Origin of the sequence: Aminobacter sp. LjRoot7 (genome assembly GCF_964252895.1) — a bacterium.
Taxonomy (GTDB): Bacteria; Pseudomonadota; Alphaproteobacteria; order Rhizobiales; family Rhizobiaceae; genus Aminobacter; species Aminobacter aminovorans_B.
In genome coordinates, this window is sequence record NZ_CAXUPX020000002.1 from 138576 (window position 1) to 158868 (window position 20293).

Consider the following 20293-nt stretch of genomic DNA (forward strand, 5'->3'; position numbering starts at 1 on the left):
CGACGGATGCTGAGGCTGGTCGTATCGAGGCTGCTTTATGCGGCCGTCATCCTGCTCGGGGTCATCCTTGTGGTGGCCTCGCTGGTCAAGCTCGTGCCGGGCGATCCGGTCGACGTGATTGCCGCGGGCAATCCCGGCATGAGCGTCCAGGACATGGACACGTTGCGCGAGAAGATGGGGCTGACGCGCTCCGTGCCCGAGCAATTCGTCGCCTATCTCGGCAATGCCGTGCAGGGCGACCTCGGCACCTCGATCCGCCAGGGCGTTCCTGTCACCAGCCTGATCGCCGACCGCCTGCCGGCGACCGGCGAGCTCGCTTTCTGGACACTGCTGCTCGCCTTCGTTATCGCCATCCCACTCGGCATCGTCACAGCGCTCAAGCGCGACAGCTGGATCGACTATGCCGGCACCTTCGTCGCCGTACTTGGCGTGTCGATGCCGGGCTTCCTGCTCGCCGTGCTGATGATCCTGTGGTTCTCGATCGAGCTGCGCTGGTTGCCTGCCTCGGGCTATCGCGGCTCGGCCCTTGCCAGTATCGGCCGCGCCGTCGCCGAACGCGACATCGGCATCTTCTGGAACGCTTTCCGCTACTTCATCCTGCCGTCGATCTCGCTGGCCTTCGTGCTGGTGGCGGTCAATGCGCGACTGATCCGCTCGGCGATGCTGGAAGTCCTGCAGCAGGACTACATCACCTTCGCCACTGCCAAGGGCGCACCGCGCCTCACCATCATCCTGCGCCATGCGCTGCGCAACGCGCTTCTGCCCATCGTCACCCTGGCCGGCCTGCAGATGGGCGCGCTTTTGTCGGGCACGGTGGTCATCGAGACGGTGTTCGCCTGGCCGGGCATCGGCCGGCTCGCCGTCGATTCCATTCATGTCCGCGACTATCCGATCATCCAGGCGGTGGTGCTGGTGTCGGCGGCGTTGTTCATCTCGCTCAACCTGATCGTCGACATCCTGTACCGCTTCATCGACCCGAGGGTGCGCAATGACTGAGGCCGTGATCGTTCCCGCCGCAACGAGGGCTGCCACCGAGCGCCGCTTCTTGGGCAGCCTCGGCCGCAGCGCCAAGGGCCTGACCGGCCTGTTCCTGATCGCCATCGTCGTGCTCTGCGCGCTCTTTGCGAAATCCATCGCCCCGCACGACCACGCCCAGCAGGTCATCGAATGGCGCTATGCCCCCACCGTCTGGCAGGATGGCGGTTCCGCCACCAACCTGCTCGGCGGCGACAATATGGGCCGCGATATCCTCAGCCGCACCGTCATGGGCGCGCAGGTGTCGATCCAGGTGGCGCTGATCGTGGTGTCGATCGCGCTCGTCGTCGGCTCGACGCTCGGTGCCTTGGCCGGCTATTTCGGCGGTATCGTCGACACCATCATCATGCGCATCGTCGATTTCCAGCTCGCCTTTCCGTTCCTGCTGCTCGCGCTGATCTTCATGGCCGTCCTGGGCGCCGGCTTCGCCACGCTGGTCATGGCGCTGGCCTTTGCGCTGTGGATCAATTTCGCCCGCATCGTGCGCAGCGAAACCATGCGCATCCGCACGCTCGACTATGTCGACGCCGCGATCACCATGGGCGTGTCGCAGATGCGCATCATCTTCACCCACGTCCTGCCCAATGTGCTGCCGGCGGTGCTTGTCGTTGCCACCCTTGATATCGCGCTGGTCATCATCTCGGAGGCCGCTTTGTCCTTCCTTGGCCTCGGCGTGCAGCCGCCCACGGCATCGTGGGGTGTCATGATCTCGGAAGGTCGTGACTTCCTCTACGAGCAGCCATGGATTGTCATCGCCCCTGGCATCGCGGTGCTGATCTCCTCCGTGGGCATCAACCTGTTCGGCGATTTCCTACGCGACTATTTCGATCCCCGGCTGGAGAGGATGTGACCATGACGGCCTCGCCCTTGCTCTCCGTCCGCGACCTCACCGTCGATTACCCCAGCCGCAGCGGTCCGGTCCGCGCCGTCAACGGCGTCAGCTTCGAGGTGGCGCCCGGCTCCGTGCTCGGCGTCGTCGGCGAAAGCGGGTCGGGGAAATCCTCGATCGGCTATGCGCTGATGGGGCTGACCGATGCATCGCATGCCATCCTGGGCGGTGCGATCACCTTCGAAGGCCGCGACCTGCTCGCCATGTCGAGGCGCGACTGGCGCCAACTGCGCGGCAACCGCATCGCTATGGTGTTCCAGGATGCGATGGCGACGCTCAACCCGGTCATGCCGGTCGGCGACCAGATCGGCGAGGTGTTTCGTTTCCACCGCCCCGACATGTCACGCAAGGCGATCCGCGCGGCCAGCCTTGAGCTGCTCGAACGCGTCGGCATCCAGGATGCGTCCCGCCGCATCGACGCCTATCCGCATCAGCTCTCGGGCGGCATGCGCCAGCGCGTGGTCATCGCCGCGGCAATCGCGCTGAAGCCCGCTCTGCTGATCGCCGACGAGCCGACGACCGCGCTCGACGTCACCGTGCAGGCGCAGATCCTCGGCCTTATGCAGGAGCTGAGCCGCGAGCAGGGCATGGCGATGATCCTTGTCAGCCATGACCTCGATGTCGTCGGCGATGTCTGCGAGGACGTCGTGGTGATGAAGGACGGCGTCGTCGTCGAGGCCGGTCACGTCGACGACGTGCTGAGCCGCCCAAGGCATGCCTACACCATGCAATTGCTCAACGCGCGGCCGAGCTTCGGCGCCGGTCACATGCAGGCGGAGGCCGCCCATGGCTGATGACGTTCTGCTCGAAGTCAGCGGCCTAGTCCGCCATTTCACCTTGTCCGGGCGCCTGTTCGAGAAGCCGCGCCAGCTCACCGCCGTCAACGACGTCAGCTTTTCCATCCGGCGCGGCGAGGCCTTCGGGCTCGTCGGCGAAAGCGGCTCGGGCAAGTCGACGATCGGCCGCATCATCGCCAGGCTCACCGAACCGAGCGCCGGCTCGGTCAGCTTCGACGGCGTCGACTGGCTGGCTTTGCGCGGCAAGGCGCTGCGCGACAAGCGCCGCGACGTGCAGATGGTGTTCCAGAGCCCCTATGCTTCGCTCGATCCGCGCTGGCGCGTGCGCGACATCCTGGCCGAGCCGCTCAAATCCTACACCGACCTCAAGGGCGCGGCTCTGACGGTGCGCGCGGCCGAACTGATGCAGCAGGTCGGCCTCAATCCAGACTGGATCGAGCGTTTCCCGCACCAGTTCTCCGGCGGCCAGCGCCAGCGCATCGCCATCGCCCGCGCCCTGGCATCCGGCCCGAAACTCCTGATCGCTGACGAGCCGGTGTCGGCGCTCGACGTCTCCAGCCAGGCGCAGGTGCTGCAGCTCTTGCGCAAGATCTGCACCGAGCAGGGGCTGGCGATGCTGTTCATCTCGCACGACCTGTCGGTCGTCGATCATCTGTGCCAGCGTGTCGGCGTGCTGAACCATGGCGTGCTCGAAGAGGTCGGCCCGACATCCGAGATCTTCCGCACGCCGGGCACCGATTACACCCGCCGGCTGATCGACGCCGTTCCGGGCAAGAAGCGCCGTGCCGCCGAAAGGGCTGTCCATGCATGACATCGTGATCAAGGGCGGGCGTGTCATCGACCCCGAAACCGGCCGCGACGAGATTTCGGACCTCGCCATTTCGGGCGGCAGCATCGCTGCCATCGGCGCCGATCTCGGCCCGGCGCACAAGGTGATCGACGCAAGCGGTCTGATCGTTGCCCCCGGCTTCATCGATCTGCATGCGCATGGCCAGTCCGTGCCGGCCGACCGGATGCAGGCTTTTGATGGCGTCACCACCGCGCTTGAGCTGGAAGTCGGCGCCTTGCCGGTCGGCGGCTGGTACGAGGCGCAGGCAAGGACCGCGCGCCTGCTCAACTATGGCACCGCCTCTGCCTGGGTCTTCGCCCGCAAGGCGGTGATGATCGGGCTGGAGCTCAAGCCGGGCGAAGCGCCGATCACCGTCATGGGACGCGGTTTCGACGACCCGCGCTGGTCGACCGATGCCGCCACCGAAGCGCAGGCAGCCGAGATCGTCGCGCTCACGCGCCAAGGCATCGAAGAGGGCGGCCTCGGCATCGGCATTCCTGCCGGCTACGCGCCCGGCGCCGGTGCCAAGGAAATGAGCCTGATCTGCGATCTGGCCGCGGAAACCGACACGCCGACCTATACCCACATCGCGCAGATTTCGAATATCGACCCCAAGAGCTCGATCGAGGCCTATGTCACGCTGATCGGGCTGGCAGGTGCGACAGGCGCGCATATGCACATCTGCCACCTCAACTCGACCAGCCTGCAGGATGTCGAGCGCGCGGCGGCGATCATCGCCAGGGCGCAGGCGCAAGGGCTCAGGATCACCACCGAGGCCTATCCTTATGGCACCGGCTCGACCGTCGTTAGCGCCGGGTTCTTCGTCGATCCGGCCTTTTCCGCCCGCACCGGCACCGGCTACGACGCCATCGAGCTTGTCGCGACCCATCGCCGCCTCGACGGCATCGACGACCTCAAACAGGTCCGCCAGGCCGATCCCTCGGCGCTTGTGCTCTGGCACTTCCTCGACACCGAGGACAATCCGCACCACCGCGCGCTGCTCGACGTCTCCGTCACCTATCCCGGCGGCGCCATCGCCTCCGACGCCATGCCGTGGAGCCAGCCCAACGGTTCGCCTTACGAAGGCGACGAGTGGCCACTCGGACCTGACAAAACCGCTCATCCGCGCTCGTCGGGCACCTTCACCCGCTTCATCAGGCAGTGGGTGCGCGAGCGCGACGCCATCCCGCTTGCCCAAGCGATCGCCAAATGCACGCTTATCCCGGCGCGGATCGTCGAGAGCTGCGCGCCGCTTTTCAAGCGCAAGGGGCGGCTGCAGCCGGGCTGCGATGCCGACATCGTCGTCTTCGATCTCGCCACCGTCGCCGACCGTGCCACCTTCGCCGAGATGAACCTGCCGGCAGAAGGCATGCGCCACGTGCTGGTCAATGGCCAGGCGGTGATCTCTAACGGCATCCTCGACCAGGCGGCGGCGCCAGGTCGTCCGATCAGGCGGGGTGACCGGTGAGCGTTCCTGTCCTCGTCGTTACCGGTTTCCTAGGTGCCGGCAAGACGACCTTCATCAACCAGCTCCTGCAGCGCGCCGATGGCCGCCGCATCAGCGCCATCGTCAATGACTTCGGCGCCATCAACATCGACGCCGAGCTGATCGCCGATGCCGCCGACACGGTCGTTGGGCTGAAAAACGGCTGCATCTGCTGCTCGCTGCAGGGCGACCTTCTGCGTACGCTCAAGCTCGTGCTGTCCCAGACCGTCAAGCCAGACCACATCGTCATCGAAGCCAGTGGCGTCGCCGACCCCAGAGGCATCACCGAAACGCTGATGGACCCGATCCTGTGGACCGACATTCGCCTCGACGCAGTCGTCGCCGTGGTCGACGCCGACGAGGTCGCCGCCAATCCGGCCCGCCTGCGCGACGAGCTTTGGCGCGCCCAGGTCGAGGCGGCCGATTTCATCGCCCTGTCCAAGACCGGGTTGAGCGAAAGCTCGAATGAGACCCTTCGAGCGGAACTCGTCTGGCTCAACAAGACGCTGGTCTTCGAGACCGACGGCGAGGCCTTGCCGATCGAGGCGCTGCTGGTCAGCGACCGGCCGCGGCCAGAGCCGGGCCAGGCCAAGGTCGGTGCATCGCGCTTTACCTCGATCGAATGGCAGTCGTCAGGGCCGGTCGCGCTCGACCGCTTCCAGGCTGCCATCGACCGGCTTGCGCCCAAGCTCATCCGTGCCAAGGGCATCGTCAGTTTCGTCGAGCGGCCGGGGCAGAGTTTCCTGCTGCAGCTGGTCGGCCGCCGCGCGACCTTGCGCCCGTTCCCGAAATTCGAGCCCGACTGCCGCCTCGTCCTGATCGGCGAGGCCAGCGTCATCGATGCCGAGACGGCGCATGCCGGCCTCGCCGAAATTACTGCCTCTTAATTCGCAAGCGGAGTTATCCATCATGCGTGTGTTCAGTGCCGTCCTTGCGACCGAGACCAACACCTTCTCTCCCATCCCCACCGGTTTGGGCGCCTTCGTTCGTGGCGGCGACTACTACCCCGCCGGCCAGCATCCGGATCACATGACGCTGTATGGCGGCCAGCTGTGGGCGGCGCGCGAGCGCGGGTGCCGCGAGGGCTGGACCTTGTTCGAAGGCCTGAGCGCTTCGGCCGAGCCGGGCGGCACGACGACCCGTCACGCCTATGAGACGCTGCGCGACCAGCTGCTCGACGACCTTCGCGCCGTCCTGCCGGTCGACATGGTGCTGATGTCGCTGCACGGCGCCATGGTCGCCGATGGCTATGACGATTGCGAAGGCGACATCCTCGCCCGCATCCGCGAGATCGTCGGCCCCGACACTGTCGTCGGCTGCGAGCTCGACCCGCACTGCCACATGACGTCAGAGATGGTCGACAGCGTCGATATCCTTTTGACCTACAAGGAATACCCCCACACCGATGTCTATGAATGCGGCGTCCAGCTCGTCGATCTCTGCCACCGCATCGCCACCGGCGAGATCAAGCCCAAGGCAGCACTCGTCGACACCGGCATGGTCAGCCTGATCCGCACCACCACCGAGCCCGGCCTGTCGATCATTCGCGGCATCCGCGCCATGGAGCAGAAGGACAAGGTGCTGTCGGTGTCTATCGCGCAAGGTTTTCCCTGGGCTGACGTGCCCGAAATGGGCACGCGCGTTGTCGTCTACACCGACGACAACGAGGACCTCGCGCAGTCGCTGGCGCAACGGTTGGCCAACGACCTCTACGCCATGCGCGCCGAGATCGTGCCGCCGATGCCCTCGATCGACGAGGCGCTCGACCAGGCGCTTGAAGCACCGGCCGGCACGGTCGTCATCGCCGACACGGCCGACAATGCCGGTGGCGGTGCCGCCAGCGACTCGACCTTCTTCCTCGCCCGCATGATCGCGCGCGGCATCTCGGACGCTGTCATCGGCCCGCTCTGGGATCCGATCGCCGTCAGGCTGGTGCTAGAGGCGGGCGAGGGGGCAGTAATGCCACTGCGCGTCGGCGGCAAGGTCGGTCCACGCTCCGGCGACCCCGTCGACGTCACCTGCCGCGTCGTCGCGCTCAAGCGCGACCTCGTCATGGCTGGCCTCGGCGGCGTGCCCCAGCCGATGGGCGATTGCGCCCTGATCGACTGCGGCGGCGTCCAGGTGCTGCTGGCCTCCGAGCGGTCGCAGGCGATCGACACCGACCTGTTCACCAACATCGGCTGCGACCTTGGCGCGAAAAGGATCGTCGTGGTGAAGTCGACCCAGCATTTCCGCGCGTCTTACGAGAAGGTCGCAAGTGCCGTGATCTACGCCGCTTCGCAAGGCACGCTCACCTCCAACCTCGCCAGCTTGCCCTACACCAGGATCAAGCTGCCGAAATGGCCCGTTACCGCGTAGTCTTGCTGGAACAGCGGGCGATCTAGTTTGCCCGCTGCAGCTTGTCGTAGCGCTTGACCAGCCGGTCCCGCTTCAGCTTCGACAGCCGCTGGATCCAGAACATGCCGTCCAGCTGGTCGATCTCGTGCTGGTGGCAGACGGCGAGCAGGCCGTCCGCCTCTTCGGTCCGCTCGATGCCGTCGAGGTCCTGATAGCCGATACGCACCCGCGCGTGCCGCCTGATCTCGTCGGTCACGCCGGGCATCGAGACGCTGCCTTCGGCATGCAGGATGGTCTCTTCCGAAGCCCAGTGTATCCCGGGATTGACATAGGTCCGCGCACTGCCAGGGCCTTCGAGTTCGAGCACCACCACCCGCCTGGCGATACCGATATGCGGGGCGGTGATGCCGACGCCGGGTGCCGCGCGCATCGTGTCGAGCAGGTCGGCTGCCAGCGCGCGCAGGTCGGCGTCAAAGGCCGTCACCGGCTCGGCGACAAGCTTGAGGCGCGTGTCAGGAAATTTCACGATTGTCCGGATCGTCACGTCAGTTCTCCGCCTCGAGCAGGGCTCGGCAGGCGCATAGCGCGAAAGTCACTGTGCTGCCAGCGCGGCGTGGCCGGAGAGCAGCGCACCTGCCTCGCGGCTCAACTGGTCGATCAACAGCCTGACGCCCGGCAGCATGCCGCGATGCGCTGCATAGACCAGCGAAATGTCCAGCCCCGGCCCGGCCCATTCCGGCAGCACCGGCACGGCCAGGCCATGCTCGACCATCCTCCGGCCGACGAATGTCGGCAGCCGCCCGATGCCAAGCCCAGCCTCGATCGCCTCGGCGATGGCACGCACGCTGTTGGCTGACATGCGCGGCTTGAATTCTACCTTCGCCGCCTTCTGTGTCGCATGGTGCAGCAGCCATTGTTGCGTATCACTGGGTGAAATCTGCTCGCCGATCAGCGGATAGGCTTCAAGCGCCTTGGGGCCTGACGGCAGGTCGCGCTCGGCGATCAGCGACGGTGCTGCGAACATCGAGGCCTCGGTGCTGCCGATCTTCCTGGCGATCAATGTCGAGTCCTTGAGCCTTCCGACGCGGATGGCGAGATCGTAACCCTCGGCGACGAGGTCGACATAGCGGTCGGAGACGTCGATCTCGCAGCGCAGTTTCGGGTTGGCGGCGACGAAGCGCGCGATCAGCTGTCCCAGTCCGGCCTCGACCAGCACCGTCGACATCGTCAGCCGCAGCCGTCCCGAAGGTTCCGCCACCGCTTGCGCCGCTTCGTCGGCGGCGCGCTGCAAGGCATCGACGATCAGCCGGCCGTGGGTCAGGAACCGCTTGCCCGGCTCGGTCAGCGACGATCGCCGTGTCGTCCGCGCGATCAGCCTGACGCCGAGATGCTCCTCGAGCTCGGCCACCCTCTTGCTGACGGTTGCCAGCGGCAGCCCCATCGACCGTGCCGCGGCGGTGAAGCTGCCGGTCTCGGCCACGCGGGTAAAGATCACCACGGCCTCAACCGGTGGCAGCCGCTCATCCCGGGGAGCGCCGGCGCGGTCAACTTGATTATTTCCATTCATGGATAGTCATTCCAAACTTGGCAAATTATCGGCCTGATAGGGATAATCTATCTTGTCCCCATGAACCAGATGTTTCCCCACTCCTCACCCGAAGCCGGCACGCCGGCACAACCTGCGTCGCTGATGCTCCTCATCATCTGCAGCGCCCAATTCCTGGTGGTCATCGATGCGGTAGTCCTCATGGTTGCCGGCCCCGCGCTGGCGCAAGCGTTCGGCGCCACCGAACGCGATCTGCAATGGGTCTTCAACGCTTATGCCCTGGCCTTCGGCGGTTTGCTGCTGCTTGCCGGCAGGGCCGGCGACCGTCTCGGTCACCGCGGCATGTTCGCCGCCGGCGCGGTCGTCTTCGCGCTCTCTTCGCTGATCGGCGCGTTTAGCATCTCGATGCCGACGCTGATTGCCGCCCGAGCCTTGCAGGGTGCGGGCGCTGCCTTGCTCGCGGCCAACTCACTGGCCCTGCTGACGCTGCATTTCCCTTCCGGTCCGGCGCGGCTTCGCGCGCTCGGCCTGTTTGCCTCCTCGGCCACCGTCGGCGTCGCCTCGGGCACGCTGCTTGGCGGCCTGCTCACCAGCACGTTCGGTTGGTCGTCGGCGCTGCTGATCAACGTTCCCCTCGGCCTAGCCATGGCCTGGGCGACTCGCCGCGCCACCGGCGAGACCAGCAACGAGCAGGCGCCGACAGCCCCAATGGATTGGGCCGGAGCCACCACCGCGACGCTCGGCTTCGGCGCACTCACGCTTGCCATCGCACAGACATCGCACCCGACGCCGACCACCCTTGTCCTGTGGATCGCTGCCGTCGTTCTGCTCACCCTTTTCGTCTTCATCGAACGCCGCAGTGCCGCACCACTGCTCGACCTCGGCGTGTTGCGCAACCGCCCGGTCGCCGTCGCCAATGCCCTGATCTTCATCCACTCCGCCGGCCCGCTGACCTCGCTGTTTTTCGGCTCGCTCTACTTCCAGCAGTTGCGCGGGCTCGACGCGCTCGAAACCGGGCTGCTGTTCCTGCCTTTCGCAATTGCTTCGATCGTCGGCGCCCGCCTGGCGCCCGTAGCAATGGGTTACATGCCACCACGCGGCATCGCCGCCACGGGCTTTGCCCTGATGAGCCTGTCGGCTTTTGCCTTGTCGTTCCTGCCTGTCGCTGCCGGCGAGCCTTACCTGCTGCTCACCATCGCTGCCTTTGCCATTGGCGGTTTCGGCTCGTCGTTCTCCTTCGTCAGCCTGACCGAAGCCGCCACCGCCTCGGTCCGCAAGGGCGAGGCAGGCATGGTCTCGGGACTCACCAACACCTCGCTCCAGATGGGCGGCGCCTCGATCCTCGCCTTGCTGATCACCATCACCGCCACGATGCCGGCCGGAGCCGCCGCCCACGCAACCACCTTCACCGCCGCCGCCGTCATCCTGCTTGCCGGGGCGGTCGCAGGTTTCTTCCTCTTTTCCGCCCCGTCGCGCCAGGCCGCCTCGGCCCGCCAGTAATCCACGCCACATCTCAGGAGACCAACATGCGCCTCAACCGTAGGGAACTCGCCGCCATGTCCTTTTCCGCTCTCATGCTGACATCGGCAGCCCGCGCCGATACGGTTTCGTCGGCACCCCAACCGGCAGCTGCTGCGGCCATCGACCCGCTGGCGCTCGTCGACCCCGAGTTGCGCCCAATCCTCGATCACATCCCGCCGCTCGATCTCGGCATGGACAATCTCCAGGCGGTGCGCAGCGCCGAGTTTCCACCGGCGCTGCCATTGCCGGCGATCCAGCCGCAGGAACGCTTCATTCAGGGCGGCGCCGGCAATCCGCGTCTGCGCGTCGTTGTCCTCGACCCCGCCCCACAGGCAACCGGCAAGCCGGCGATCCTGCACATCCATGGCGGCGGCCTCGTCGTCGGCAAGCCAGAGGTGGCCATTCCTGAACTGCAGCAGCTCGCGGCCGAGCTCGGCGTAGTCATCGTTTCGGTCGACTACCGCCTGGCGCCGGAGCATCCGTTCCCCGCTGGCCTTGATGATGCCTATGCGACGCTCGAGTGGATGCATCGTTCGGCCGGCGAGCTCGGCATCGACCCCGCGCGCATTGCCCTGCTAGGCGAAAGTGCCGGCGCCGGCCTCGCCGCTGCCGTCTCGCTTAGGGCGCGCGACCGTGGCGCATTGCCCATCCGCTTCCAAGCCTTGCGCTACCCAATGCTCGACGATCGCACTGCGCAGCAGAAGCCGCCGGCCCATGTCGGCACTTTCATCTGGAACTGGCAGTCCAACGCCTTCGGCTGGGCCTCGGTGCTCGGGCGCAAGCCTGTGATGGACGCGGCACCCGAGGGCGCCATTCCCGCGCGCGCAAAAAGCCTGCACGGCCTTCCCGAAACCTGGATCGGCGTCGGCACGCTCGACCTGTTCGCCCGGGAATCGATGGCTTTCGCTGGGCGCCTCGTCGAGGCAGGCGTGCCAGTCGAACTGTCGGTCGTGCCAGGCGCCTACCATGGCTTTGACACCATGGTTCCCGCCGCGCGCGTCTCCGCAACCTTCATCGCCAGCTGGAAATCGGCGATCCGGCGCGCCTTGCAGGTCGACTGACCAGCCCTGCCTTCCGGCGGCATCCGATGCCGCCGGCTACTCCCGCCGCTCGATGTCCCGGCGCAGCACGATCAGCGTCGTCAGGTCCTGCACGCTGGGATGCGTGGCGATGATGTCGCGCAGCGTGTTCAGCCGGTCGATCGACGGCACCTCGACCTCGACCATCAGGTCGAGCTGGCCGGTGACAGATGACACCCGCCGCACCTCCGAGTAGCGTGCCAGCTGGTCGAGCACCCCCATCGACGGCGTCGAGACCAGCGTCACCATCAGGAAGGCCGAGACCAGGTTGCTGTCCATCTGGCCGATATCGGCGCGATAGCCACGGATGACGCCGCTCTTTTCCAGCGTCGCGACCCTTTCGCTGGTCGCACTGCGGGAGAGCCCGATGCGGCCGGCGAGCGTCTTCAGCGGGATGCGCGCTTCCTTCGACAGGATGCCCAGAATGTCCCTGTCCTTGGCGTCGAGTTCCTTCATCGCCCGGTTCCAATCGCTGCCGTTAAAGTGCCGGTCCATGCAGTCATTGTGCCGGTGCAACCGACGCTTTGCCGGATGCCCGATTTTTCGGCCCGTGCCAAGCTCCAATGACAGCAAATCCGGATACTCCATGACCGACGTGACCCATCCCGCGCCCGCATTCTCCTTTGGCGAGGCCGCCGACCTGGCTTCGAGCCGGTTCGGCGTCAGTGGTCGCGTGGCATCACTCGACAGCGAGCGCGACCAGAACTTCAAGCTTTCATCAGACGATGGCGCGCAGTGGATCCTCAAGATCGTCAATGCCAGCGAGCCTGCCAGCGAAAGCGCATTCCAGGTCGCCTTGCTCGATCATCTCGCGCGCTCGGGCGTCGCCGCACCTCGCCTCAAGGTATCGGCAGATGGCGCGGCCTTGGCGGAAGCCACCAGTGCCACAGGCGAGCGCCATGCGCTCCGCTTGGTGTCCTGGCTGCCCGGCCTGCCGCTGGCCGAAGCAGCGCGAACCCCGAAGCTGCTTGAAAATCTCGGCCGCGCGCTCGGCCGGCTCGACGGCGCACTGCAGGGCTTCATCCACCCCGGCGCGATCAGGAGCTTCGATTGGGACATCCGCCAGGCCGGTGCCGCGCGCCAGCGACTGCACCATGTGCCCGATGTCACGGACCGCGCGCTTTTGCGCAGCCTGCTCGATCATTTCGACGCTGCCGTGGCGCCCCGTTTGGCCGGCCTGCGCGCGCAGGTCATCCACAACGACGCCAATGACTGGAATGTGCTCGTCGACCAGGACGACCACGACCGGGTTGCCGGCATCATCGATTTCGGCGACGCGCTCTATTCGCCTTTGATCGCCGAAGTGGCGGTCGCCTGCGCCTATTCGATCCTCGATGTCGAGGACCCGATCGGTGCCGCAGCGACGCTCGCCGCCGGTTTCCACGCCGAATACCCGCTGCGCGAGGAAGAGCTCGACGTCTTGTTCGACCTCATCGCCATGCGCCTGGTCATCTCGGTCACGCTGTCGGCGCAGCGTAAGGAAAAGACCGGCGACAATCCTTACCTCGCCATCTCGGAGGCGCCGGCATGGCGGCTGCTGCGCCGCCTCGGCGCGATGAACCGCCGTTTCGCCACCGCCATCCTGCGCCACGCCTGCGGTTTCGACGCGGTATCAGGCGCCCGAGCCGTTGCCACCTGGATCGAGGCCAACAGGAAGAGCTTCGCGCCGGTCCTCGATCGCCACCCGGCAACCCAGGTCAAGGCGCTGGTGCCCTATGGCGATCCGGCCCATCCGATGACAACCACCTCCGCCAGCCGGGAGCCCAACAAGGCCACCGCCTGGTGGGATGCTTGGTGCGCCGAGCACGGCGTCGAGCTTGGCATTGGCCCTTGGGGCGAGGCGCGCACGGTCTATACCTCCGACATCTTCTGGTCGCGTTTCGTCGAGGGTGCCCGCCGGGTCCATCATCTCGGCCTCGACCTGTTCTTGCCGGCAGGAACGAAGGTCTACACGCCGCTCGCCGCCAGGGTCAAAAGCGTCGAGATCGAGGAAGACCCGCTCGGTTATGGCTGCCTCATCGCGCTCGAACATGCGCCTGACGGCTGCCCGCCCTTCGTGACGCTATGGGGCCACATGGCGCATGAGGCGATGGCCCGGCTGAAGCCGGGCGAGATGCTCGAAGCCGGCGCGCTCGTCGGTGAAATGGGCGCGCCGGTCGAAAACGGCGGCTGGGCGCCGCACCTGCATTTCCAGATCTCGACCGACCCCGATCTCGCCGCCCGCGATATCCTCGGCGTCGGCGAGGCGCGGTATCTCGACGTCTGGGCCGAGCTGTTCCCGGACGCCGCAACGCTTGCCGGCATCCCACCCGAGACCTTCCACCAGACCGGCCGCACCCGCCCCGAGATCGTCGCCGCGCGGAAAGCCTCGCTGCTGCCCAACCTGTCGATCTCTTATTCCGAGCCGATCAAGTTCGTGCGCGGTGAGGGCGCCTGGCTGATCGACGATCGCGGCCGCGCCTATCTCGACTGCTTCAACAATGTCTGCCACCTCGGTCATGCTCATCCCGACGTCGTCGAGGCCATTGCCACCCAAGCAGCAAAACTCAACACCAACACGCGCTATTTGCACGACGCCATCGTCACCTATGCCGAGCGGCTGACCGCGACCTTGCCCGAGGGCTTGTCGGTCGCCTCCTTCGCCTGCTCCGGCAGCGAGGCCAATTCGCTCGCTCTGCGCATGTCGCGCACCTTGACCGGCAGCAACGACGCGCTGGTGCTCGACTGGGCCTATCACGGCACCACCCAGGAGCTGATCGACCTCAGCCCCTACAAATACAAGCGCAAGGGCGGCAAGGGCCGGCCGGCCCATGTCTTCGAGGCGACCATCCCCGACAGCTACCGCGCGCCTGCGGACTGGCCGGTCGAAGAGCACGCCAAACGTTTTGCGGCAAGCATCGCCGAGCAGATCGAGACGATGCGCAAGCAGGGCCGCGGGCCGGCCTTCTTCATCGCCGAATCCATCCCCAGCGTCGCTGGCCAGGTTTTTCTCCCCGAGGGTTACCTGAAAGAAGTCTACGCCATGGTCCGCGCCGCCGGCGGCTTCTGCATCGCCGACGAGGTGCAGGTCGGCTTCGGCCGTGTCGGCAGCCACTGGTGGGCTTTCGAGACGCAAGGGGTGGTTCCCGACATCGTCACCATGGGCAAGCCAATCGGCAACGGTCACCCGATGTCGGCGCTGGTCACCTCGCGCGAGATCGCCGACCGCTTCAACAACGGCATGGAGTATTTCAACACCTTCGGCGGCAACCCGGTGTCCTGTGCGGCAGGCCTCGCCGTGCTCGACGTCATCGAGCGCGACCGTTTGCGCGACAACGCTGCTGACGTCGGCGCCTATCTCGTCGAGCGCTTCAGGGAGATGCAGCAGCGCTACGAGGTCATCGGCGACGTCAGGGGGCAAGGCCTGTTCCTCGGCATCGAGCTGGTCACCGACCGCAGGACCAAGGCGCCGGCAACCGCCTTTGCCCGCAAGGTCAATGACGGCGCGCGCGCCCGCGGCGTGCTGATCGGAACCGAAGGCCCGCATGACAACGTGCTCAAGATGCGCCCGCCGATGATCTTCAGCCGTGCCAATGCCGACCATCTTGTAGGTGTGCTCGAGGAGGCGTTCGCCGCGGTATTGGCCGAAGGCGCGTAGCTCAAGGCCCGCGCGACGCTCTCGCGCGGAGGGAATTAACGACAGGGGAATTCACCAACTTCCGGCGCCATCGCGCCGGCGGCAAGCAGAGGCTTTGCCTCGAAAACCAGAGGGAGGAATACATGAGGACAATTTTTGCAACGGCACTTCTGCTCGGCTCGGCCGCTATGGCCATGCCGGCGTCCGCCGACACCTTCGACATCGTCAAGCAGCGTGACAAGCTCACTTGCGGCGTCAGCCAGGGCGTTGCCGGCTTCTCGGCGCCCGACGATGCCGGCAAGTGGTCCGGTTTCGACATCGACTTCTGCCGCGCCGTGGCCGCAGCCGTGCTCGGCGATCCGGAGAAGGTCAGCTACGTGCCGCTGTCGACCAAGGAGCGCTTCACCGCGCTGCAGTCTGGCAGTGTCGACGTGCTGTCGCGCCAGACCACCTGGACGCTGTCGCGCGATTCCAGCCTCGGCATCCGCTTCGTCGGCACTGCCTATTATGACGGCCAGGGCTTCATGATCCGCAAGGCCCTGGGTGTCGACAGCGCGCTCAAGCTCGACGGCGCCACCGTCTGCACCGAGCAGGGCACCACCACCGAGCAGAACGTCGCCGACTACTTCTCCGCGCACAAGATGAAGTACGAGCCCGTCGTCATCGATTCCGCCGACGGCATCATCAAGGCCTTCGACACCGGGCGCTGCGACGTCTACACCACCGATGCCTCCGCACTTTATGCCCAGCGCCTGAAGCTCACCGATCCGGCGGCTTATGTCGTCCTGCCCGAGATCATCTCCAAGGAGCCGCTCGGACCCGCCGTCCGCCAGGGCGACGACAAGTGGTTCAACATCGTCCGCTGGACGTTGTTCGCGCTGCTCGAGGCCGAGGAGCTCGGCATCACCAAGGACAACGCCGAAGCCGGCCTGACCTCGGAAAACCCCGCCATCAAGCGTTTCCTCGGCGCCGAGGGCGACAGCGGCCAGCAGCTCGGCCTCGATCCGCGCTGGAGCTACAACATCGTCTCCAAGGTCGGCAATTTCGGCGAGATCTTCGAGCGCAACCTCGGCCAGTCGAGCGACCTCAAGATCGACCGCGGTATCAATGCGCTGTGGAACGCCGGCGGCCTGATGTACGCCCCGCCGGTGCGCTAAGGCTCTGCTACTCGGGGTCGCGCGTAGGCGCGGCCCCGACTATGCTGCACCGCAAGATTCCCGACACATCCTGTCGGGCCGCAGCATAAGGTGTTTTGATGAGCATAGCCGATCGCGTCCGCGTCAAGGATGTCAAAGTCCTCTCCGACGACTGGTACTTGCTGAAGAGGACGGTCTTCGAATACCGCCGCAACGACGGCGAATGGCAGGTCCAGAGCCGCGAAACCTACGATCGCGGCAATGGCGCCACCATCCTGCTCTACGATCCCGCGCGCCGCACGATCGTTCTCGTCAGGCAATTCCGCTATCCGGCTTTCGTCAGCGGCCACGATGATCTTCTCATCGAAACGCCCGCCGGCCTGCTCGACAACGCCAGCCCCGAAGAACGCATTCGCGCCGAAACAGAGGAGGAGACGGGCTTTCGCGTCCGCGACGTCCGCCGCGTCTTCGAAGCCTTCATGAGCCCCGGCGCCGTCACCGAGCGCATCTATTTCTTCGTCGGCCGCTACGAGCCCGGCGACCGCATTTCCGAAGGCGGCGGCCATGAAGGCGAGGGCGAGGACATCGAGGTTCTCGAAGTCGGCATCGACGAGGCGCTCGCCATGGTCGCCGACGGCCGCATCTGCGACGCCAAAACCATCATGCTGCTGCAATACGCAGCGCTGCACCTGTTGCGTTGAGCGGAGGCTGTCATTTCCGAAACGCACCGAGCACTTTCGACGGCGGCCGCATCGACTGCGCCGCCGAGATGGCGGACAAAGCGGTGATGGGTCCTGTGGGTCAATCCGCAGTCACGTGCGCCGCGCCGGGCACTCCAGACTGTCCCCGGTCGGCTGGCTGAAATCCGGGTTAGATCTTCTACCGACGGCGGAATTGTTCAGTCTTATCGGGCTAGGAAAATAAACTTAGAATGTTCCTCTTTTGTTCATTGAATGGAGGAGGGAATGTCGCGTCAACTGCAGTTCGACTTCGGAACAACCGTGCTTGGCTCACGCCCGCCTGCCCGATTGGCAAGGCAAGCACGGGTCGTGTCAGACGCACTCATGTTTCGCTTGTATCCCGGGCAACCCGGGCAGATAGCTGCGATCGCCGATACAACTCGCCGCGCCCATGGCCTCACGGGCAACGCCCGTGATCCGGGCCACCTGCACGTCTCGCTGATGGGGCTTCAAGATGGCAGGGCGATCTGCGATACCACGCTGCAGGACGTCCTGGCGGCTGCTGCCAAAGTCAGGGCGACGGCATTCGACCTCGTCTTCGACCGTATAGTCAGCTTCCGAAACGGAGCGCGGAAGCCGCTGGTTCTGCTATGCGGTGTGGGCGCCGATCTGGTGGTCGACCTCGAGCGTCGGATCGTCGGTGCGTTGAACGGAGAGGGGATTCGGGTTCGTCGCCGCGCCGGCTTCGTGCCCCATTGCACAGTGCTCTACGACAACAGGCTTGTACCGGAAACGCCTCTCGACCGGCCCATCATTGTCCGCGTCGAGGAGTTCCATCTGCTCCGCAGCCAGGACGGCCGACGACGAAGCATCGGCAGTTGGCCGCTGCCGGGCTGAACGCTCAGACCGGCAACGGCTGCCTTGCGTTGCGCCAGAATTCCTGCGGCTCTTCGAGCAGATGTGTCAGCCCGACACGCTCGAAGGCGAGCGCTGCCTGTTCGGCCGCGTCAGCCAGGATGTCGTTCGCGTCGAGATGGTCGGTCTTGCGGCCGCGCATCAGGACCTTGCCGTTGACGATGACCGTGTCGACGTCGGCGGCATTGGCGAAATGGGCGATGCGCGTCACCGGCATGACGGGCGGATAGAGATGCGGCTTGCGCATGTCGACCAGCACGATGTCGGCCTTCTTGCCTGTTTCCAGCGAGCCCAATTCCTTCTCCAGTCCAAGTGCCCTGGCGGCGTCGATCGTCGCCATCTCGATCGTCTTGCCGGGCGGCAGATAGGCCGGATCGCGGAAGTGGCGGCGGTGGTAGTGCATGCACTGCGCCATGTGGCGGAACATGTCGTAGCCGCGGTCGGGGGCTGCCGCGTCGGAGCCCAGGCAGACATTGATGCCGGCTTCGATCAGCTCCGGCACCGGGCAGCGGCCATAGACCGACATGATGGCGCTCGGATTGTGGATGATCGACGCGCCAGTCTCCTTGAGTGCGGCAAAATCATCCTCGGTGAGGTCGACGCTATGACCCAACAGCGCGAACTCACCGAGGACACCAAGATCGCGCGCCAGCGCGATCGACCCGTCGCGGTGGCCGTCCTGGGTGAACAGCACGCCCTTGCGACGGCGCAAATCCATGACCGCCTCGCCCATCTCGATGACCTGCCGGCGGGCATCGGCATCAGCCACCTGGGCGGCATAATAGACCGGCATGACCAGGCACACGCCGGTGCCGCGGCCGAGCACATCGTTCCAGCGGTCGATCAGGATTTCACTGACCTCGAGCTGGTGCTCGAAGCTGACGGTCACATCGCTTGCCTGCCCGGTCTCCGAAAACTGGCGATAGTTCCTGGGGAAGGGTGGCCGACCGGGGCCCACCGCCATGAAGGTGCGCAGCCCGGATTCGGCGGTCGCACCGCTATGCGCGTCGCCATAGGCCGGATCGTCGGTGCGGTAGATGTCGGCGCCGCCGCCGAGCAGCGTCATACCAGTGGTGATGCCGCCACGCAGGCGCTCGAGCTGGGTCATGCGTGCCTCGGCGCGCCAGAAGGCTGGCGTCGAGCCACGCGCGTAGATTTCCTCGCAGGCGTCGAACCAGCTGTCGAGGCCGGCACCCGCATTGCGCACCAGCCCGTGGCCGGCATGTGAATGGCTGTCGATCAAGCCGGGCATCGCCACCATACCGGTGCCGTCGATGATCTCCTTTGCACCAGCCGGCTCGGCGTCGTGTTCGGTGCCGATGGCGCTGATGCGGTCGCCGGTCACAGCGATCCAGGCGCGGTCGATCACCCGGCGTTGCGGGTCGACGGTGATCGCGGTTGCGTTGCGCACGAGGATGTCTGGCTGCGTCATCTCACTGCTTTCCAAAGTCGGCGGGCTTCAGGCATGGTCCCGAAAGTCCGAAGCGGACTTGCCGAAAACCACGCCCGGCGGGGCTAGAGCCCGAGAATGTCTTCCAGGTCGCGCACGAGCACGCGTTCGCTTTCGAGGTCGAGCTGGTTTTCGATATGGGCGAGGTGGTGGTGCATGACGGCGAGTGCGGCCTTGGCATCGCGCGCGGTGATGCTCTGCACAATCGCTGCATGCTCGTCGGGACCGCAGCTCTGGATTTCCTTCTGCTGGTACATCGCCATGATCAGCGACGTCCGCGAGACCAGGTCGCGCAAAAGCGTGGCGAGGATCTGCGACTGCGCCAATTCGGCGATCAGCATGTGGAACGCGCCCGAAAGTCTTATTGCGCCGGCGAGGTCGCCGCCCTGGTGAGCCTTGCGTTCCTGGTCGACATGTTCGCCCAGCCGGGCGATGCCGGCGGCGTCGATCGTCGCGCACAGCCGCTCGACAAGCCGCTCCTCAATGGTGCGGCGGGCGAAGAACACGTCGCGCGCTTCCTCGATCGAAGGCTTGGATACGAAGGCGCCGCGATTGGGAACCAGCGTGATGAGGCCGTCGCGGGCGAGGTTCTGCAAGACATGGCGGATGCGTGCCCGGCTGGCACCGAAGATGTCCGCAAGCTGCTCCTCTTTCAGCCGCGTGCCGGGGCCAATCTGCCGCTCGGCGATGGCGCTCCAGATCTTCTCGTAGATTTCCTGGTCGGTGGCATGCCGCATGCCCGCTTCAGCGTCCATCCAATCCTCCTCCCGCTCGGCCCGATACGCGGCTTTAGCCTATTCAAACCTAAACGGCCGCTAAGTCAACAAATCTGTCGACACTCATTGTTGACAATAATTGGATACGATGTCAGCGTGAAGTGGAAAGAGCCCGGAAGCGCCCTAAAACCATGGCGGCGTGGTCCGCCGTCTGAGCCATGAGGCGCCGGCGCTTCGGGTGTATGATGGTGGTATCGGCTC

18 protein-coding genes are annotated in these 20293 nt (G+C 65.8%); 13 read left to right on the plus strand and 5 right to left on the minus strand.

Annotated features, from left to right (window positions below; genetic code table 11):
- The first annotated feature begins 6 nt into the window (after window positions 1-6).
- The 7 genes from ACSQ3E_RS06360 to ACSQ3E_RS06390 are packed head-to-tail and all read left to right on the plus strand — an operon-like array spanning window position 7 to window position 7394.
- Window positions 7-996: an ABC transporter permease gene (locus tag ACSQ3E_RS06360; RefSeq protein WP_436122042.1), complete on the plus strand. Its 990-nt coding sequence runs from the start codon at window positions 7-9 to the stop codon at window positions 994-996.
- Window positions 989-1885 (plus strand): ABC transporter permease, encoded by an 897-nt coding sequence (locus tag ACSQ3E_RS06365; RefSeq protein WP_436122043.1) that lies wholly within the window; start codon window positions 989-991, stop codon window positions 1883-1885. Before ACSQ3E_RS06360 ends, ACSQ3E_RS06365 begins: the two co-directional genes overlap by 8 nt.
- Before the next feature lie 2 nt (window positions 1886-1887).
- Window positions 1888-2718, plus strand: coding sequence for an ABC transporter ATP-binding protein (locus tag ACSQ3E_RS06370; protein ID WP_436122044.1), 831 nt, complete (start codon window positions 1888-1890; stop codon window positions 2716-2718).
- A complete protein-coding gene (locus tag ACSQ3E_RS06375; RefSeq protein WP_436122045.1) occupies window positions 2711-3532 on the plus strand; it encodes an ATP-binding cassette domain-containing protein in 822 nt (273 codons plus the stop codon). Before ACSQ3E_RS06370 ends, ACSQ3E_RS06375 begins: the two co-directional genes overlap by 8 nt.
- Window positions 3525-5018, plus strand: a complete 1494-nt coding sequence (locus ACSQ3E_RS06380; RefSeq protein ID WP_436122046.1) for an amidohydrolase family protein — start codon at window positions 3525-3527, stop codon at window positions 5016-5018. The genes ACSQ3E_RS06375 and ACSQ3E_RS06380 overlap by 8 nt, the downstream gene beginning before the upstream one ends.
- Window positions 5015-5923 (plus strand): CobW family GTP-binding protein, encoded by a 909-nt coding sequence (locus tag ACSQ3E_RS06385; RefSeq protein WP_436122047.1) that lies wholly within the window; start codon window positions 5015-5017, stop codon window positions 5921-5923. The genes ACSQ3E_RS06380 and ACSQ3E_RS06385 overlap by 4 nt, the downstream gene beginning before the upstream one ends.
- 22 nt (window positions 5924-5945) lie before the next feature.
- Window positions 5946-7394 (plus strand): M81 family metallopeptidase, encoded by a 1449-nt coding sequence (locus ACSQ3E_RS06390; RefSeq protein ID WP_436122048.1) that lies wholly within the window; start codon window positions 5946-5948, stop codon window positions 7392-7394.
- A gap of 22 nt (window positions 7395-7416) precedes the next feature.
- Here ACSQ3E_RS06390 and ACSQ3E_RS06395 read toward each other — a convergent pair whose 3' ends face one another.
- Both ACSQ3E_RS06395 and ACSQ3E_RS06400 read right to left on the minus strand, forming a co-directional pair.
- Entirely contained in the window at window positions 7417-7917 is a 501-nt protein-coding gene (locus ACSQ3E_RS06395) for a peptide deformylase (RefSeq protein WP_436122049.1), read from the minus strand.
- 48 nt (window positions 7918-7965) lie between these two features.
- The gene (locus ACSQ3E_RS06400; RefSeq protein WP_436122050.1) at window positions 7966-8940 is read right to left on the minus strand and encodes a LysR substrate-binding domain-containing protein; all 975 of its coding nucleotides are present in this window, start codon (window positions 8938-8940) and stop codon (window positions 7966-7968) included.
- A gap of 60 nt (window positions 8941-9000) precedes the next feature.
- On the opposite strand from ACSQ3E_RS06400, the gene ACSQ3E_RS06405 reads away from it, so the two are divergent.
- Together ACSQ3E_RS06405 and ACSQ3E_RS06410 are read left to right on the plus strand one after the other, a co-directional pair.
- Window positions 9001-10419: an MFS transporter gene (locus tag ACSQ3E_RS06405; RefSeq protein WP_436122051.1), complete on the plus strand. Its 1419-nt coding sequence runs from the start codon at window positions 9001-9003 to the stop codon at window positions 10417-10419.
- A 26-nt stretch (window positions 10420-10445) separates the two neighbouring features.
- Window positions 10446-11501, plus strand: coding sequence for an alpha/beta hydrolase (locus tag ACSQ3E_RS06410; protein ID WP_436122052.1), 1056 nt, complete (start codon window positions 10446-10448; stop codon window positions 11499-11501).
- A 36-nt stretch (window positions 11502-11537) separates the two neighbouring features.
- Here ACSQ3E_RS06410 and ACSQ3E_RS06415 read toward each other — a convergent pair whose 3' ends face one another.
- Window positions 11538-11975: an Lrp/AsnC family transcriptional regulator gene (locus ACSQ3E_RS06415; RefSeq protein WP_310323005.1), complete on the minus strand. Its 438-nt coding sequence runs from the start codon at window positions 11973-11975 to the stop codon at window positions 11538-11540.
- A 130-nt stretch (window positions 11976-12105) separates the two neighbouring features.
- Here ACSQ3E_RS06415 and ACSQ3E_RS06420 point away from each other — a divergent pair, with 130 nt between their 5' ends.
- The 4 genes from ACSQ3E_RS06420 to ACSQ3E_RS06435 all read left to right on the plus strand — a co-directional run bounded on the left by ACSQ3E_RS06420 (window position 12106) and on the right by ACSQ3E_RS06435 (window position 17848).
- Entirely contained in the window at window positions 12106-15156 is a 3051-nt protein-coding gene (locus ACSQ3E_RS06420; protein WP_436122053.1) for an aminotransferase class III-fold pyridoxal phosphate-dependent enzyme, read from the plus strand.
- A gap of 122 nt (window positions 15157-15278) precedes the next feature.
- A complete protein-coding gene (locus tag ACSQ3E_RS06425) occupies window positions 15279-16292 on the plus strand; it encodes an amino acid ABC transporter substrate-binding protein (protein WP_310323009.1) in 1014 nt (337 codons plus the stop codon).
- Between the two features lie 98 nt (window positions 16293-16390).
- Window positions 16391-16972, plus strand: a complete 582-nt coding sequence (locus ACSQ3E_RS06430; RefSeq protein ID WP_436122054.1) for an NUDIX domain-containing protein — start codon at window positions 16391-16393, stop codon at window positions 16970-16972.
- A 264-nt stretch (window positions 16973-17236) separates the two neighbouring features.
- The gene (locus ACSQ3E_RS06435; RefSeq protein ID WP_436122055.1) at window positions 17237-17848 is read left to right on the plus strand and encodes a 2'-5' RNA ligase family protein; all 612 of its coding nucleotides are present in this window, start codon (window positions 17237-17239) and stop codon (window positions 17846-17848) included.
- A gap of 4 nt (window positions 17849-17852) precedes the next feature.
- On the opposite strand, the gene ACSQ3E_RS06440 is transcribed toward ACSQ3E_RS06435, so the two are convergent.
- Together ACSQ3E_RS06440 and ACSQ3E_RS06445 are read right to left on the minus strand one after the other, a co-directional pair.
- The gene (locus tag ACSQ3E_RS06440) at window positions 17853-19298 is read right to left on the minus strand and encodes an amidohydrolase family protein (RefSeq protein ID WP_436122056.1); all 1446 of its coding nucleotides are present in this window, start codon (window positions 19296-19298) and stop codon (window positions 17853-17855) included.
- Window positions 19299-19381: 83 nt separating this feature from the next.
- A complete protein-coding gene (locus ACSQ3E_RS06445) occupies window positions 19382-20071 on the minus strand; it encodes a GntR family transcriptional regulator (protein WP_436122057.1) in 690 nt (229 codons plus the stop codon).
- Between the last annotated feature and the right edge of the window lie 222 nt (window positions 20072-20293).

Coding starts and splice junctions, on each gene's coding strand:
- ACSQ3E_RS06400 (WP_436122050.1), bottom strand. CDS start 8,940: ATGAATGGAAATAATCAAGTTGACCGCGCCGGCGCTCCCCGGGATGAG.
- ACSQ3E_RS06375 (WP_436122045.1), top strand. CDS start 2,711: ATGGCTGATGACGTTCTGCTCGAAGTCAGCGGCCTAGTCCGCCATTTC.
- ACSQ3E_RS06425 (WP_310323009.1), top strand. CDS start 15,279: ATGAGGACAATTTTTGCAACGGCACTTCTGCTCGGCTCGGCCGCTATG.
- ACSQ3E_RS06430 (WP_436122054.1), top strand. CDS start 16,391: ATGAGCATAGCCGATCGCGTCCGCGTCAAGGATGTCAAAGTCCTCTCC.
- ACSQ3E_RS06370 (WP_436122044.1), top strand. CDS start 1,888: ATGACGGCCTCGCCCTTGCTCTCCGTCCGCGACCTCACCGTCGATTAC.
- ACSQ3E_RS06390 (WP_436122048.1), top strand. CDS start 5,946: ATGCGTGTGTTCAGTGCCGTCCTTGCGACCGAGACCAACACCTTCTCT.
- ACSQ3E_RS06435 (WP_436122055.1), top strand. CDS start 17,237: ATGTCGCGTCAACTGCAGTTCGACTTCGGAACAACCGTGCTTGGCTCA.
- ACSQ3E_RS06365 (WP_436122043.1), top strand. CDS start 989: ATGACTGAGGCCGTGATCGTTCCCGCCGCAACGAGGGCTGCCACCGAG.
- ACSQ3E_RS06410 (WP_436122052.1), top strand. CDS start 10,446: ATGCGCCTCAACCGTAGGGAACTCGCCGCCATGTCCTTTTCCGCTCTC.
- ACSQ3E_RS06440 (WP_436122056.1), bottom strand. CDS start 19,298: ATGACGCAGCCAGACATCCTCGTGCGCAACGCAACCGCGATCACCGTC.
- ACSQ3E_RS06380 (WP_436122046.1), top strand. CDS start 3,525: ATGCATGACATCGTGATCAAGGGCGGGCGTGTCATCGACCCCGAAACC.
- ACSQ3E_RS06360 (WP_436122042.1), top strand. CDS start 7: ATGCTGAGGCTGGTCGTATCGAGGCTGCTTTATGCGGCCGTCATCCTG.
- ACSQ3E_RS06415 (WP_310323005.1), bottom strand. CDS start 11,975: ATGAAGGAACTCGACGCCAAGGACAGGGACATTCTGGGCATCCTGTCG.
- ACSQ3E_RS06420 (WP_436122053.1), top strand. CDS start 12,106: ATGACCGACGTGACCCATCCCGCGCCCGCATTCTCCTTTGGCGAGGCC.
- ACSQ3E_RS06405 (WP_436122051.1), top strand. CDS start 9,001: ATGAACCAGATGTTTCCCCACTCCTCACCCGAAGCCGGCACGCCGGCA.
- ACSQ3E_RS06445 (WP_436122057.1), bottom strand. CDS start 20,071: ATGGACGCTGAAGCGGGCATGCGGCATGCCACCGACCAGGAAATCTAC.